Origin of the sequence: Mesorhizobium sp. CA7 (genome assembly GCF_020165015.1) — a bacterium.
Classification (GTDB): domain Bacteria; phylum Pseudomonadota; class Alphaproteobacteria; order Rhizobiales; family Rhizobiaceae; genus Mesorhizobium.
Genome location: NZ_JAIUHH010000014.1, coordinates 100118 through 114643, shown reverse-complemented (window position 1 = coordinate 114643; position 14526 = coordinate 100118). Strand labels below are relative to the sequence as shown.

At 64.9% G+C, this 14526-nt stretch carries 15 protein-coding genes; 7 read left to right on the top strand and 8 right to left on the bottom strand.

From position 1 onward, the window contains the following. Nucleotides 1-21 precede the first annotated feature (21 nt). From LB552_RS21860 to LB552_RS21845, 4 genes are read left to right on the top strand one after another with little or no spacing between them, the layout of a single operon-like run. Nucleotides 22-1071, top strand: coding sequence for a serine kinase (locus LB552_RS21860; protein ID WP_224610175.1), 1050 nt, complete (start codon nucleotides 22-24; stop codon nucleotides 1069-1071). Beyond that, nucleotides 1068-1820 (top strand): glycosyltransferase family 2 protein, encoded by a 753-nt coding sequence (locus tag LB552_RS21855; protein WP_224604320.1) that lies wholly within the window; start codon nucleotides 1068-1070, stop codon nucleotides 1818-1820. The genes LB552_RS21860 and LB552_RS21855 overlap by 4 nt, the downstream gene beginning before the upstream one ends. After that, nucleotides 1820-2497 carry a glycosyltransferase family 2 protein gene (locus tag LB552_RS21850; protein WP_224604322.1) on the top strand — a complete coding sequence of 226 codons (678 nt, stop codon included), beginning with the start codon at nucleotides 1820-1822 and terminating at the stop codon, nucleotides 2495-2497. The genes LB552_RS21855 and LB552_RS21850 overlap by 1 nt, the downstream gene beginning before the upstream one ends. Then, the gene (locus tag LB552_RS21845; RefSeq protein WP_224604324.1) at nucleotides 2497-3969 is read left to right on the top strand and encodes a nucleotidyltransferase family protein; all 1473 of its coding nucleotides are present in this window, start codon (nucleotides 2497-2499) and stop codon (nucleotides 3967-3969) included. Before LB552_RS21850 ends, LB552_RS21845 begins: the two co-directional genes overlap by 1 nt. Before the next feature lie 25 nt (nucleotides 3970-3994). Here the strand turns inward: LB552_RS21845 and LB552_RS21840 are convergent, their stop codons facing one another. The 8 genes from LB552_RS21840 to LB552_RS21805 all read right to left on the bottom strand — a co-directional run bounded on the left by LB552_RS21840 (nucleotide 3995) and on the right by LB552_RS21805 (nucleotide 10626). Beyond that, nucleotides 3995-4399 carry a type II toxin-antitoxin system VapC family toxin gene (locus tag LB552_RS21840; RefSeq protein WP_224610172.1) on the bottom strand — a complete coding sequence of 135 codons (405 nt, stop codon included), beginning with the start codon at nucleotides 4397-4399 and terminating at the stop codon, nucleotides 3995-3997. Beyond that, nucleotides 4396-4629, bottom strand: coding sequence for an AbrB/MazE/SpoVT family DNA-binding domain-containing protein (locus LB552_RS21835; RefSeq protein ID WP_095768178.1), 234 nt, complete (start codon nucleotides 4627-4629; stop codon nucleotides 4396-4398). The genes LB552_RS21840 and LB552_RS21835 overlap by 4 nt, the downstream gene beginning before the upstream one ends. Nucleotides 4630-4697: 68 nt before the next feature. Continuing rightward, entirely contained in the window at nucleotides 4698-5438 is a 741-nt protein-coding gene (locus LB552_RS21830) for a ferredoxin reductase (RefSeq protein WP_224610169.1), read from the bottom strand. Nucleotides 5439-5462: 24 nt separating this feature from the next. After that, complete coding sequence (locus LB552_RS21825) at nucleotides 5463-6074, bottom strand: sulfite oxidase-like oxidoreductase (protein WP_224610168.1); 612 nt, start codon at nucleotides 6072-6074, stop codon at nucleotides 5463-5465. Nucleotides 6075-6189: 115 nt separating this feature from the next. Continuing rightward, nucleotides 6190-7728 (bottom strand): DegQ family serine endoprotease, encoded by a 1539-nt coding sequence (locus LB552_RS21820; RefSeq protein ID WP_224610166.1) that lies wholly within the window; start codon nucleotides 7726-7728, stop codon nucleotides 6190-6192. A 189-nt stretch (nucleotides 7729-7917) separates the two neighbouring features. Then, on the bottom strand, nucleotides 7918-8664 hold the full coding sequence (locus tag LB552_RS21815; RefSeq protein WP_224610165.1) for an MBL fold metallo-hydrolase: 747 nt from the start codon (nucleotides 8662-8664) through the stop codon (nucleotides 7918-7920). A gap of 14 nt (nucleotides 8665-8678) precedes the next feature. Continuing rightward, entirely contained in the window at nucleotides 8679-9845 is a 1167-nt protein-coding gene (locus LB552_RS21810) for a diphosphate--fructose-6-phosphate 1-phosphotransferase (protein WP_224610163.1), read from the bottom strand. A 112-nt stretch (nucleotides 9846-9957) separates the two neighbouring features. Continuing rightward, complete coding sequence (locus tag LB552_RS21805) at nucleotides 9958-10626, bottom strand: L,D-transpeptidase (protein ID WP_224610225.1); 669 nt, start codon at nucleotides 10624-10626, stop codon at nucleotides 9958-9960. Between the two features lie 323 nt (nucleotides 10627-10949). Between LB552_RS21805 and LB552_RS21800 the strand changes: the two genes are divergently transcribed. The 3 genes from LB552_RS21800 to xylB all read left to right on the top strand — a co-directional run bounded on the left by LB552_RS21800 (nucleotide 10950) and on the right by xylB (nucleotide 14434). After that, the gene (locus tag LB552_RS21800; protein ID WP_224610161.1) at nucleotides 10950-11573 is read left to right on the top strand and encodes a LysE family translocator; all 624 of its coding nucleotides are present in this window, start codon (nucleotides 10950-10952) and stop codon (nucleotides 11571-11573) included. A 4-nt stretch (nucleotides 11574-11577) separates the two neighbouring features. Further along, a complete protein-coding gene (locus LB552_RS21795) occupies nucleotides 11578-12897 on the top strand; it encodes a tetratricopeptide repeat protein (RefSeq protein ID WP_224610159.1) in 1320 nt (439 codons plus the stop codon). 82 nt (nucleotides 12898-12979) lie between these two features. Beyond that, nucleotides 12980-14434 carry a xylulokinase gene (xylB, locus tag LB552_RS21790; protein WP_224610157.1) on the top strand — a complete coding sequence of 485 codons (1455 nt, stop codon included), beginning with the start codon at nucleotides 12980-12982 and terminating at the stop codon, nucleotides 14432-14434. Nucleotides 14435-14526: the final 92 nt, after the last annotated feature.

Sequence of the window (14526 nt, the reverse complement as noted above, 5' to 3'; positions counted from 1 at the left end):
TCAGGGCGGCCGGAACAGACCATGCCACATGTGACGCTCGAGACCCTGCCGGACTATGCCCGCTTTCTCATCGCCGCTGCCGAAGGCGCGGCGGTGCAGTTTCCGGTCCGGCGTGCTGTCCGCCTGCCAGGGCTGGAATTGATCGCGCATCTCGATCCCGGCGCGCTCGCTGATGCCCTTGGCCAGGCCTTCATCGAAGCCGAAGGCGATCCGCGGGACTCCCGCCAATGCCGTATCTTCATCGGCCATCCAGGCATCGGCGACATGCCGGAACCGGCAAGCTGGGGCGATGCGCATTTCACCGAGCACGGCTTTGCCCGGAAACTTGCCGAGGCAGGGCTGCGCGGCCATCATTACCACGATCTGGATTTCTGGCAGGTCTACGATCCCGCCCGACGGATCGGCGTCCAGTTGATGCGGTCTCCCGACGCGTTTCCGCCTTGGGAGCAGGGGTCGCCGCTGCGCGCCTTCCTGCACTGGGAATACGCCGCGCGCGGCATGCGCCTTGCCCATGCCGGCACGCTGGGCCTCGACGGCAGGGGCGTGCTGCTGGCAGGCGCCGGGGGTGCGGGAAAATCCGGAACCGTCGTAGCAGGACTGCTCAACGGGCTGGACAGCGTCGGCGACGATTACGTGCTGATCGACCTTTCCGGCGGCGTGACGGCGCGACCGCTGTTTTCGATCCTGAAGCAGGATCCGCCGGGTTTCGCCCGGCTCGGGCTGGAAAGGCGGCTGGGAACCGGCCGCCCGCTCAACTGGCAAGGCAAGCATGCCTTCCACATTCACGAGATCGCGCCCCGGCCAGTAGGTGAGAGTCTGGACATTTGCGCGTTGCTGGTGCCACATGTCAGCGGCGGAAAGACAAGTTCGATCGCACCGATTTCGCGCAAGGATGCCATCATCGCGCTGGCGCCGTCCGGCATCGCCCAGATGCCTGGCGAACGCGAAAGCGGTTTTCGCTTCTTCAGCGATCTGACCCGGCTACTGCCATGCTACCGGATTTCACTTGGGTCACGCCCAGGAGAAATCGCCGCTACGATTGCGGATTTCCTTGTCCGGAGCGCCCGGTGAAGTTGAGCGTGATCATGCCTGTCTACAACCGCGAGCGCTATGTCGTTGCGGCATTGCGTTCGCTCATCAGGCAGCGCGACGCCGCCGATCTCGACATCATCGTCATCGATGACGGCTCGACCGACGGTTCGGCCCAAGCGGTGCGCGCGATGATGGACGAAGCATCTTGCATCCGGCTGTTTCGGCAGGAAAACATGGGCGTGACCCGGGCGCGCAACAGCGGGCTCAGCCGGCTCAAGCCGGAGACGGAACTGGTGTCTTTTCTCGATTCGGACGACATCTCGCCAGCCGGGCGCTTCGCGGCGGATCTGGACCTTTTCAGGCGCGATCCCTCTCTCGAGCTCACCTATTCCAGGATGATGCTTGTCGACAGGATCGACGACGAGACGCTGGAGCCGACCCGCGACAGCGACCGCATCACGGTTCGCGGCATCCATCTCTCGGCGGCGATCTTCTCGCGCCGTCTGGTCGACCGGATCGGCGCTTTCGACGAGGACTTCGTCCAGGCCGAGGATACGGACTTCCTGCTGCGCAGCTTCGAGGTCGGCCCCCGATGCGCGCTTCCGGACACGCTGGCGCTTTATTACCGGCGGCACGCCGGCAACATGACAAGGCAGCAAGATGTCCAGTCGCGCGAGTTCATGCGCGCGATCTACAAGTCGATGAAGCGGCGCAGGGCCAACCCTTCGCTCAAGCCGATCGAAGGCATCTTCGAACTGAAGAAACTCGCGGACTGGCAGTTCATGTGATGAGCGCATACGGCGTCGTCATTCCGGCCTACAACGCCAGCGCCACGATCGCGGAGACGCTGCGCTCGGTGGCGGCGCAGACGTTGCGGCCCGAACTGGTCGTGGTGGTCGACGACGGCTCGACCGACGATCTCGCCGGCGCGATCGGCGGCATCGACCTGCCGCTCAGGCTTTTGCGCCAGGACAATGCCGGACCCGGCAGCGCGACCACCCGCGGCATCGCCGCGCTGTCGACGCCCTTCGTCGCCACGCTCGATGCCGACGACCTTTGGCTGCCTGGAAAGATCGCGGCGCAGCTTGCCCATCTCGAACGGCTTCCCGGCGTATCCGGGGTCTTCACCCATATGCGCGCCTTCCGCGACGGAGAGCCCGACGCGATGGCCCCGACCGCAACCCCCGGCTGGTCGCGCTCAACGATGCTGATGCGCCGGGAGACCGCGGAGAGCGTCGGCCCGATGGTCGATCCGCCGGGCGGCCGCGGCGAGATGATCGACTGGATCGCCCGCGCGCGGGAAAGCGGTTTTGTCCTCGACATGATGCCTGATGTCCTGGCGCTGCGGCGCATCAGGCCGGGGAGCCTGTCCTATGGGCGCGACGCGGCACGCGACCGCGGTTACCTGGAAGTGGCACGCCTGGCCATGCTGCGACGGGCGCAAAGCAAAGCCAGCTCCAGCTGATGGCGAAGAACCGTCGCATCGGCAGGCGTTTTCCAGACTATGGCTGGTCCTGGCCGACCGGCTCGCTCGACCAGTTGCTCAAGGCAGCACTTCTGCCCGACGAAGAGGCGGCGCGCCTTTGCGCCGCCGGCTGGCTGAACGAGAACGACATCGACCACGTCTCCTTCCGGGAACACCGGTTGCTTGCCGCGATTTCCGACAGGTTCGGACGCAAGCTTGCCGGCAACGCCGCTTATCCGCGCCTGGTCGGCCTGCAGAAGATGCTGTGGACCAAGTCGCGCATGGCCATGCGCGAGGCCGAGCCCGCACTGAAGGCGATGGTCGATGCCGGCTGCACGGTGATGCTGATCAAGGGCGCCAGCCGCATCGCACTCGATGCCGCCGCGCAGCGCGGGCGCGTGGCGCATGACATCGATATACTGGTGCGGCCGGGCGATATGCAGCCGGCCTTTGATGTGTTGCGCGACCGCGGCTGGCAGATCGCCAGCGGTGTTTCCCCGCAATATCTGCGCGCACGGCTGGGATCGCTGCGCTCGATGAATTTCTTCAAGGGCAATTACGGCGACATCGACCTGCATCAGCTTGCCTATGACGGGTCGCAGCAGAACACCGAGGACGACCTCGCCATCTGGCGCCGCGCGATTGCCGCCAAATTCAGCGATGTCAGCGTAGTCGTCCCCTCGGCCGCCGACCGCATCGCGCTCGCCATCGCGCATGGCGGCCTCGACGCACATACGCATAGCGACTGGCTGGTCGATTGCACCGTGGCCATCGAGGGCGGCACTGTCGACTGGACCATATTCCTCGATATCATCGCCAGGCGCAGTCTCGCCGTCGCCGCGGCGGTGGCGCTTTCCTATCTTGCGCTGGAGATCGGCATCGCTGTGCCGGAGGCCGTGCTGGCCAAGGTGGTGGACATGGCTGACCGGCGCGGCGCGGCGCGGCTGTCGTCGGTTCTGCAGGCCAAGCCGCGCACCGATTTCGGCGCGCTGATCTGGCTGTCGCGGGGATTTGCAAAGCAGCTGCGCCTGCAGCGCAAGAAGGGCCGGCTGAAGCAGACCGAGCCCGACATCGTGTGGCGCGGCAAGTCCGTGACGACCAAGGCCATAGGCGAGCCTGCGGCATTTGTGCTCTCGCAACCCCTGGACGGACCGCAGGGCGAGGCCAGCGAGGTGATGCTCGATCTCATCGTTCGCATCGTCGTCCCGCCGGTCAGGCGACGCATCGAGATGGAGATCAATGCGGGCGACCGGCACGTGGCCCGGCTGCGCTCGATGTCGATCAGTCGTTCCGGCGGGGAGCGGATGCTGCGCTTTCGCGGCAAGGTGAAGCTTGAGGGGACAGGACGGGCCCTGGTGCTGGAGGCTCGGCCGTCACGCCAGTTTCGCGTCTGGGACAACGAGCAGGCCGTCGCCAGCTACGGCGCGCTGCCTTTCCAGCTCGTTTCGGCGAAATTCTCTCCGACCGGCTGACATCAGCGCAACAGTCCGGGACGGCTCAAGAGCCTGGGGTAATCAGCTTCAGGGAGGGGAAATAGGTTCGATATCGGCCGATATCGCGGGTCAGAAGTGGAAGACGGCCGACCGCAGCGTGCGCACCAATGAAGAAGTCCGGCAAAACACCAGTCTTTTGTCCTCCTGACCGGTGGTACTGTGTAAATACCTTTCCGGCAAGGAAAAGAGCGGCCCTCGGCATGGGAGCCATTTCAAGACCGGCCGCATCGAGAAAAGCGTCAAGATCCTCGATGCGGGCATAGCGTACGGCGAGCTCGGCATAGACCGCATCGTTGATCAACAATGGTCCGGTGAGGCTCGCCGCCTCAAGCTGAGCAACCGACCAATCTGCCCAGTTTGGATCGTCAGTAACAAGGTCAAGCAGGACGTTGGTGTCGATGAGCGTCACGCTTCACCACGCGTCAGCGCCATGATCGCGTCGGTCGTAAGCCCCTCGCCGGCATGGCCGCGCAACTTGGCGAAGCGGCTCGCCGTTTGCTTTCTGTCGACACGAGCAAGCACTACGCTCCCATCGGCGGCGCGCCGGAAATCGACCCTGCTTCCCGGGACGATCCCCAACAGATCGCGGACCGGTTTTGGAATGGTGACCTGTCCTTTTGACGTAACGGTGGTGGCCATCTTCGCTCCTCAGTAATACCAATTGTAAGTAAGGTATTACCTTTCGGTCGAATTTCAACGGGCTTCTGTCAAACTCCATAGCGCTCGGTGCGGATAATCCCCGCCGGAACGCCGGCGCCAATCAGGGCATCAGCGGCGGCCGAGACGAAGGCGTTCGAGCCGCAGACATAGGCGAGCCTCGGTGCCTTCGGCAGGCGCTCGACGGCCTGCACCATCATGCGGGCGTCGACGCGCCGGGAATAGTCGGGCGGCCGCCTCGCCGGCTCGCGGGTCAGCGTCAGCACCAGATCGAAACCAACGCGGCGATCGTCGAGACCGATCAGCTCGTCGCGAAAAATCACCTCCTCCCAGACTCGCGCCGAGAACACCAGCACAACGGGTACCGCCGTGTTGCGCAGCGTGCGATGGCGCACCATCGCCATCAGCGGCACGACGCCCGAGCCGCCGCCTACCAGAAGGATCGGCCCGCCGTCGCTCTCCTCCCAGATGAAATGGCCCCCCAGCGGCCCGCGCAGCTCGATCTCGTCGCCGACGGCAGCCACGTCGTGGAAGAAGGGCGAGACCTCGCCGTCGTCGAGCCGCTCGATCGCGAGCTCGATGCCGCCACCCGGCGCCGAGGCAATAGAATAGGAGCGGCGCGCCTGATAGCCGTCCGGCGCCGTCAGCCTGATGTCGACATGCTGCCCGGCCAGATGGGCGAAGGGCCGCGTCGGCTGGAACCAGAAGCTGGTGACGCGCGGCGTGCGCTTTTGGATGCGGGTGATCGTGGCTGCCTGCCAGGGCGATTGCGGCGACGGCTCGGCACTCATCGATTGCTGCTCACAAATAGCCCCTCACGGGTCACTGGAATAGCGCTGCTCGCGCCAAGGGTCGCCATACATATGATAGCCGCGCAGCTCCCAGAAGCCCGGCTCGTCGCGCTCGGTGAACTGCAGCCCGTTCACCCATTTGGCCGATTTCCAGAAATAGAGATGCGGCACCAGAAGCCGGGCCGGCCCGCCATGGTCGGGCGTGATCGGCTTACCTTCGTAGAGCAGCGCCACCATCGCCTTGCCGGTGACGAGGTCCTTGGTCGGCACATTGGTGGAATAGCCGTCAAAGGACAGCGCCAGCGTGTAAGCCGTCGGTGGCTCGATGCCGGCATCGGCGAGGATGTCGTCGATCATCACACCTTGCCAGGGCGTGTTGAACTTGGTCCAGGCCGTCACGCAATGGATGTCGCGCGTCATCTTGCTTTGCGGCAGGGCGTTGAATTCGGCCCAATTCCATTTCTTGATCGGCTTTGGCCCCTGCTTCAAGGTGAAGGACCAGTCCTCGGTGCGGACCCGCGGCGCCGGCCCCGCCGACAGAACCGGGAAACCCTGCTCCAGATACTGGCCCGGCGGGATGCGCGTGTCGGTGTCGGAAGGAGGACGCCGTCCGGAAAAGAAGCCACGCGTAACCATCGAACATCCCTTGCGCCGGATTTGGTCGATCGCGGGGAGTGTTCTCGAAGACGCCTTCCGGGGCAACAGAAATCTTGGCGACCCGCCTTGCAACCGGCAGGTCGCCACGACGTCGTCAGCCGGCCGCGAACGGGACCGCGACGAAGATCTGCTGGTCGCCGCGATCGACAAGCAGCAGCACCGACTTCTTGCCCGACTTGGCTGCCTCGGCGATCGCCTGGTTCGCCTGTCTGGCGTTCTTTACGGGCGTCTGGTCGACGCCGACGATCACGTCCCCCGGCTGGAGGCCCGCTGCCGAAGCCGCTTTGTCCGGATTGACACGCTCAATCACGGCGCCGTGCTGGTTGTCGGCGAGGTTGAGCTCCTGCCGGATGTCGGGAGTGATATCGGTCAGCCCGAGGCCGAGCGACGGCACGCCCTGGCCCGCCGACGGCTTGCCGCCTTCGCCATTCGAGGCGGTCTGCACCTCGTCGGTGTTGCGGCCGACGTCGGCGGAGACCTGAACCGCCTTGCCCTTTCGCCAGATATCGACCGTTTCCTTGTTGCCGGGCGGAACATCTGCGACGGCGCGCGACAGGTCCTTCGGATCCTTGATCTCCTGGCCGCCAAAGCCGGTGATCACATCCCCGACTTCAATGCCCGCCTTGGCCGCAGGCGAGCCCGGCGTGACCGACGAGACCAAGGCTCCGGCAGGATGATCGAGGCCAATGGCGCCGGCAACATCCGGGGTGACCGGCTGGATCTGGACGCCGAGGTAGCCGTACTCGATGTCGCCGCCCTTCATCAGCTTGGCGACAACTTTCTGGGCCTGGTCCGACGGGATGGCGAAGCCTACGCCGACGCTGCCGCCATTGGGCGAGTAGATGGCGGTGTTGATGCCGATCACATTGCCACGGATGTCGACCAGCGGGCCGCCGGAATTGCCGTGGTTGATGGGCGCGTCGATCTGGATGAAGTCGTCGAACGGCCCGCTATGGAGATCGCGGCCGCGCGCCGAGACGATGCCGGCGGTAACCGTGGTGCCGATGCCGAATGGGTTGCCGATCGCCAGCACCTGGTCGCCGGTCATCAGCTTGCTGGAATCGCCCCACTTGACGGTCGGCAACGGCTTGTCTGCCTTGATCTTGAGCACAGCCAGGTCATGCTTCGCATCATGGCCGACAAGCTTTGCCGGAAGCTCGGTGCCGTCGTCGAGCGTCACCTTGATCGAGGTGGCGCCGTCGATGACGTGGTTGTTGGTTACGATTGTGCCATCCGCGCTGACGATGAAGCCGGAGCCGAGCGCCTCGCTACGTGGTGCCCGCTGAGGGGGCGTCTTGGGCATCGGCATGCCCTGGTCGCCGAAGAATTGCCGGAAATAGTCGTCGAAAGGCGAGTTGCCGTCGAAGGGCGAACCCTCGCTCATGGCGTCCGGCTGGCCCTTCATCATTGTCGTGACTGTTACGACTGCCGGCTTTGTGGTGGCAACGATGGGAGCGAAGGAGCCGTTAGGCGCGGTAACGCCGGCGGCGGGAGTTTGCGTGGTGGCGACGGCGTTGCTCAATCCGGCGTTGTTCGTGCTCTCGGCAAAGGAACCGATAACGGGAGAAATGATCAGCGCAGCGCCCAACAGGGCCGCGACGCGATGTCTGCGAAGAATGTTCATGGGTGACATGGTCGTTTCTGTCCGGGCGAGAGGTTGATCCGGCGCCCCGGATGTGTCTCGAAGCACGCATCCGTTGGCGTGTCGGCGACCGGGATTGCCTGCCTCGCCTTGCATGGCAGCCGGCCGGATCGACAATCAGGATTTAGGGTGCGGAATGGCCTGAATCAGGGCCTTTGGATGACCTTACGAAGATTTAATTCAGAGAGCGCTTACGAACCGCTCTCTCCGACGCAGATAAGCGGAGGCGATCTCACGCATTCGCTGGCCGGTAAAACTCGGGCCATGGCCGCCATGGCCGATGCGGATCGGCAGGTCGAGCAGGCGCCGCATGGTGCGGCAATAGGCCGTGCGGTCCGAATCCGGCAGATCGTCGATCAGCATGCCGTCATAGATGGCATCGCCGGCGAGGAAGAGGCCATCGGCCTCGTCGAAAAGCGCGATCGAATCCGGCGAGTGTCCAGGCAGATGCAGCACACGGAATTTGCGGTCGCCGAGATCGACGATGTCGCCTTCGTCGAGCGCACGCGTCAGCGGTGCTGAGGGAATCCGGTAATCGGCCGCCTTCCAGTCCGGCGCCGGCAGTTTCGAGACGGCGCCGTCGAGATTGTGGAACATGTAAGCGTAGGTGACGGCATCATCCATGGCGTCGAACCGCGGCGCGCTCATCTTCGGGCCTAGGCGCAGCGGGAATTCATGCAGCGAGCCGACATGGTCGAGATGGATGTGCGTGGCGACGACGATGAGCGGCTTGCCGGGCGGCGTGTCGATCTCAGGCGCCAGCGGGCGGATACCCATGCCTGTGTCGACCAGCAGATCCGCCTCGCGGCCCTTCAAATGCCACATATTGGCGCGCACGAAATCATGCACGAAAGGCTCGGTCAGCATCGTCGTGCCGGCATCGACTTTCGCCTTGCCGAACCAGTCGCCAACCTCAAGCTCGGGCATCGAGCCGCCGCCCATCAGATGAACGGCTTCCCGACCTTGTATTTTTCCGGCACCAGCCGCTTCAGGTAGGCCATGCCGGCTTCCGAAAGCTGATTGGCGTCCGGCTTCATGAAATCGTCGGGCATGTGGCGGGTCTTGCCGGCCACCGCCTTCAGCGGCACCTTCTTCAACACCGTCTTCGACCCGTCATATTGCAGCGCGACCGAGCCGCCGCCTTCGCCTGCGACAGCAACCGCGAAAGCGCCGGCGTCGAAGGCTTCCTTGGCGTCCACGGCGCTGATCGCGCCGACATAACCGCGCGGCATGTAGCCCAGCGCGTCGACCCGCGCGCGTTTGCCCGGCAGGCCTTCGGCCAGGGCCCGTTCGAGCGCCGCCGGCAGGTCGCTGCCCGACAGTTTGACGTTGCCATGCTGGTCGCGCTCGAGCTTGTCCGGCGGCACCAGGCTTTCGATGAGAGCCTTGCCGTCGGCGGTGCTGACGCCTTCCGAGACGGCGACGATGCAGCGCTTGTGGCGGTCCAGCTTTTCGCGCACCTCCTCGATGAAGCGCTTCGCCGAGAAGGCACGCTCCGGCACATAAATCAGATGCGGGCCGCTGTCGGGATCGAGCTGCCAGGCGGCCGCGGCGGCGGTGAGGAAGCCGGCATGCCGGCCCATGACGATGCCGACATAGATGCCGGGCAGCGCGCGGAAATCGAGGTCGACGGAGAGGAAGGCGCCGGCGACGAATTCGGCCGCCGAGATGAAGCCCGGCGTGTGGTCGTTCTCCTCAAGGTCGTTGTCGATGGTCTTCGGCGCATGCACGAAGGCGATCGAGCCGCCGGCGGCATCGGTCAGGATCTGCTGCGTGCCCGACGTGTCGTTGCCGCCAATATAGATGAAGGCGTCGGCGCCGGCCTTTTTCAGGCCGTTGAGGATGACCTCGCAATAGGCAGCGTCCGGCTTATCGCGGGTCGAGCCGAGGGCCGCGCTCGGCGTGCCGGCAATCAGCCGCAGCCTGTCCTCGGGGATGGCGGAGAGATCGACATAATTGCCGTCGCGGATGCCGCGCACGCCATGGAGCGAGCCCAACACCTTGGCGCCTGGATGACGCTTGCGGATTTCCAGCGTGGCGCCGACGACCGTCTGGTTGATGACGGCGGTCGGGCCGCCGCCCTGCGCGATGACGAAGGTTCCAGACATGTTTTTTCTCTCCCAAAGCGAAGGTTTGCAAGCACCTTGGCCTGTCTTGCGACATCGCGCAACGGAAGAAACAGGATCTCGAAATGGCGGCCAGACAAGTCGCCTGGAAAGATCAGACCACGACGACCGGGTTCTTCTTGGAAACGCGGCTGTAGAGGTCGATGATGTCCTGGTTGATGAGGCGCACGCAGCCCGACGACATCGCCTGGCCGATGCTCCACCATTCGGGCGAGCCGTGGATGCGGTAGCCGGTGTCCTTGCCGTTCTGGTAGATGTAGAGCGCCCGGGCGCCCAGCGGATTGGTGAGGCCGCCGGGCTGGCCGCCTTGCCATTTCACCAGTTCGGGCTTGCGCTGGATCATTTCCGGCGGCGGCGTCCACACCGGCCACTCGCGGCCGTACTGGATGTTGGCGCGGCCCGACCAGCGGAAGCCGTCCTTGCCGATGCCGACGCCGTAGCGGATGGCATCGCCGCCCGGCTGGACGAGATAGAGCATGCGCTCCTGCAAGTGGACGACGATGGTGCCGGGCGCCTCGCCGGTCTTGTCGACGACGATCTGGCGGCGGAACTGCGGCTTGACCTTCTGCCACGGCACCTCCGGCACCTGGAAGCCGCCGTCGGTGAGCGAGGCATACATGACGTCCGGGCCGGTGATGTTCTTGTCGACGCTGATCGCCGGACGCATGGGAGGCACGGAACCGGTGACGGTGTTGTCGAGCTGCATTTGCGGCAGGTCGAGCGTGTCGGTGGTGCTGCAGCCGGCAAGGCCGAGCAGCGCCATGGCGCCCGCGCCGGAAAGCACGGCGCGGCGGGAAAGCTGAATTTCGGTATCGATTGCGGCGCCGTTGGAAGGCGACGTCAGACGTTGCGGCAACTCGCGCATGCACAAACCCTACGCTGCCGGCGGGAGTGGCCGGATCGCAGGCATTTTCGCCATTCATCGTTGAAAAAGGGTGAAAGAGCCCGTGCCGGGCTTAACCCTAACGGATCGTTATGGCGGTAGATGAGCCGCCGGTCTGGGCGCTGAAGATTTTTCGGACGGCCCCTTTACATTCTCGCCGGCCCCAGGATTTATCCTTTTCTTTGCGCTCAAGGAGCAGGGAAATGTCCTTCGAAAACTGGGCTGCCTTCGCCGCCGCCTCTTCCATTCTTCTCATCATTCCTGGCCCGACGATCCTCCTGGTCGTCTCCTATGCGCTTGGGCAAGGCTGGCGCACCGCGTTGCCGATGGCAGTGGGCGTGGCGCTGGGCGACTTCACTGCCATGACGCTGTCGATGCTCGGCATCGGCGCGCTGCTCGCGGCTTCGGCAACGGTGTTCACCATGCTCAAGGTGATCGGCGCCGGCTATCTCATCTATCTCGGCATAAAACTGTTCCGCGCCGGCGGCGCGCTGAAGGCGGAACCCCGCACCGACGCGGTCTCGGCAGTAAGGATGATGGCGCATGCCTGGCTGGTGACGGCGCTGAACCCGAAGAGCATCACCTTCTTCGTCGCCTTCCTGCCGCAATTCCTCGACCGGCATGTCGACTTCTGGACGCAGATGCTGATCTTCGAGACGACCTTCCTGACTTTGGCCTTCGCAAACGCCTTCGGCTACGCGCTGGTCGCATCCAGGGCCCGGGCAATCGTTCGCAACCCGAAGGCGATCCGCATCTTCAACCGCACTGGCGGCTCGCTGCTGGTCGGCGCCGGCATTGCCACGGTGGCGATGCGGTCGGCCAACTGACGCTATGAAGGACACGTTCGGTCTTACCTATTCCGGTGCGACCGAAGCCGGGTTTTCGTCCTACGCCCGCGCCGTGCATGAATTGCAATGCTTCATCGGCGACCCGGTCGGCTCCATCGACCGCGCCATCGACGATGATCCGGCCTTCGTCATGGCGCATGTTTTCAAGGGCTATCTGTTCGGCCTCGCCACCGAGCGGGACGCAATGGCCGTCGCGCGATCATGCTACATGGCGGCGCTGCCGCTCGCCGGCACCACGCGCGAACGGGCGCATGTTGCGGCGCTTGGGCATCTAGCCGATGGCCGCTGGCATGAAGCCGCGCGCATCCTCGAAGACATCGCGATCGACACTCCGCGCGATGCGCTGGCGCTGCAGGTCGGGCATCAGATCGATTTCTTCACCGGCAATGCGCGCATGCTGCGCGACCGCATCGGCCGGGCGCTGCCGGCCTGGCAGAAAGACATGCCGGGCTACCACGCCATTCTCGGCATGCAGGCCTTCGGGCTGGAGGAAATGGGCGATTACGCCCGTGCCGAATCCCTGGGCCGAGAAGCCATCGAGATCGAACCGCGCGACGGCTGGGCGCAGCATGCGGTCGCGCATGTCATGGAAATGCAAAGCCGGCAACGAGACGGCATCGCCTGGATGCGCGCCAATCCAGATGCATGGACCAAGGAGAGTTTTCTCCAGATCCACAATTGGTGGCACCTGGCGCTGTTCCATTATGATCTCGGCGAAACCGACGAGGTGCTCAAGCTCTATGACGGGCCGATCTATGGCGACCGCTCGACATTGGCGCTCAACATGGTCGATGCCTCGGCGATCCTGTGGCGCCTCGCTCTGGGCGGCGTCGATGTCGGCGACCGCTGGGCGGCGCTCGCCGGCAACTGGATGCCAAAAGCCGCCGCCGGCAATTATGCCTTCAACGACGCGCATGCGATGATGGCCTTTGTCGGCGCAGGCCTGGAGGCGCCGGCCAAGACGCTGCTCGAGGCGCAACGCGAAGCGATGCGCGGCGAGGATGACAACGCCGCCTTCACGCGCGATGTCGGCCATCCGCTGACGCTTGCGATCAAGGCCTTCGGCGAAGGCAAATATGACGAGGCCGTGCGCCTGATCCGGCCGATCCGCTCGATCGCGCATCGTTTCGGCGGCAGCCATGCGCAGCGCGACGTGATCGACCTGACGCTGATCGAGGCCGCGTTGCGCGCCGGCGATACGGCGCTCGCGCGGGCGCTGACGGCCGAACGGCGGCTCGCCCGGCCCGACAGCCCGCTGTCGGCGCTGTTCTCGCGTCGCGCCGCCGATTTGTCAGAGAATTGACCCGGAGCGGATCTTGTCCTAAAAACTGGCCAAGCCAGATTTTTTCGGGATCCGAAAAAATTAACGGCAGTGGGAGGAAATCATGTATCTCGGCCTCGACCTGGGCACTTCGGGCGTCAAGGCGCTGCTGATCGACGACAGCCAGAAGGTCATCGGCTCCGGCCATGGCTCGCTCGACGTTTCGCGGCCGCATCCGGGTTGGTCGGAGCAGGATCCAGCGCATTGGATCGAAGCCTGCGAGACGGCGATTGCCGAGCTCAAGGCTTCGCACCCGAAGGAGCTTGCCGCGGTCAAAGGCATCGGCCTTTCCGGCCAGATGCATGGCGCCACCCTGCTCGATGCCTCGGACAAGGTGCTGCGCCCGTGCATCCTGTGGAACGACACGCGCAGCCATGTCGAGGCGGCCGCGCTCGATGCCGATCCGCGCTTCCGCAAGCTCACCGGCAACATCGTCTTCCCGGGCTTCACCGCGCCGAAGCTTGCCTGGGTAAAGAACAACGAGCCGGCAATTTTTGCCAAGGTGGCGAAAGTGCTGCTGCCAAAGGATTACCTGCGGCTCTGGCTGACCGGCGAGCATATTTCGGAAATGTCGGATTCGGCCGGCACCTCGTGGCTCGATGTCGGCAAGCGCCGCTGGGCACCCGAATTGCTGGCGGCGACATCGCTCGACGAAAAGCACATGCCCTCGCTGGTCGAAGGCACTGCCAAGGCCGGCGCCTTGCGGAACGAGCTCGCTTCGAAATGGGGTATCGCGGCGGGCGTCCCAATCGCCGGCGGCGCCGGCGACAACGCGGCCTCGGCCTGCGGCATGGGCACGGTCGGCGCCGGGCATGCCTTCGTGTCGCTCGGCACGTCGGGCGTGCTGTTTGCGGCGAACGCCTCCTATCTGCCCAATCCGGAAAGCGCGGTCCACACATTCTGCCATGCGCTGCCCGACACCTGGCACCAGATGGGCGTGATCCTTTCGGCCACCGATTCGCTCAACTGGCTGTCGGAGATCACGGCAAAGAGCGCCGGCGACCTGACCGGCGAACTCGGCGACAAGCTGAAGGCACCGACGGGCGTTACCTTCCTGCCCTATCTCTCGGGCGAGCGCACGCCGCACAATGATTCCGCCATCCGCGGCTCGTTCATCGGGCTGGCGCATCAATCGAGCCGGGCCGTGCTGACGCAGGCGGTGCTCGAGGGCGTCGCCTTCGCCTTCCGCGACAGTCTCGAGGCGCTGAAGACGGCCGGCACCACGCTGAGCCGGGTGACCGCGATCGGCGGCGGCTCGCGCTCGCGCTATTGGCTGAAGGCGATCGCCACGGCGCTGCAGGTTCCGGTCGATATTCCGGCCGACGGCGATTTCGGCGCCGCTTTCGGCGCGGCAAGGTTGGGGTTGATCGCCGCGACGGGGGCTGATCCGCTGGCTGTGTGCACGGCGCCGGCCACGGATGCGACGATCGAGCCGGATGCAGGGCTTGGCGGTGCTTTTGCTGATGCCTATCAGAGGTATCGGGCGCTCTACCCGGCGATAAGGGCGATAACTGCGTGACTATGCGCGAGGCCCCCCTCTCTGCCCTGCCGGGCATCTCCCCCGCAAGGGGGGAGATTGGATGTCACGCCGGCTTTCGCCAATCGCCGGCG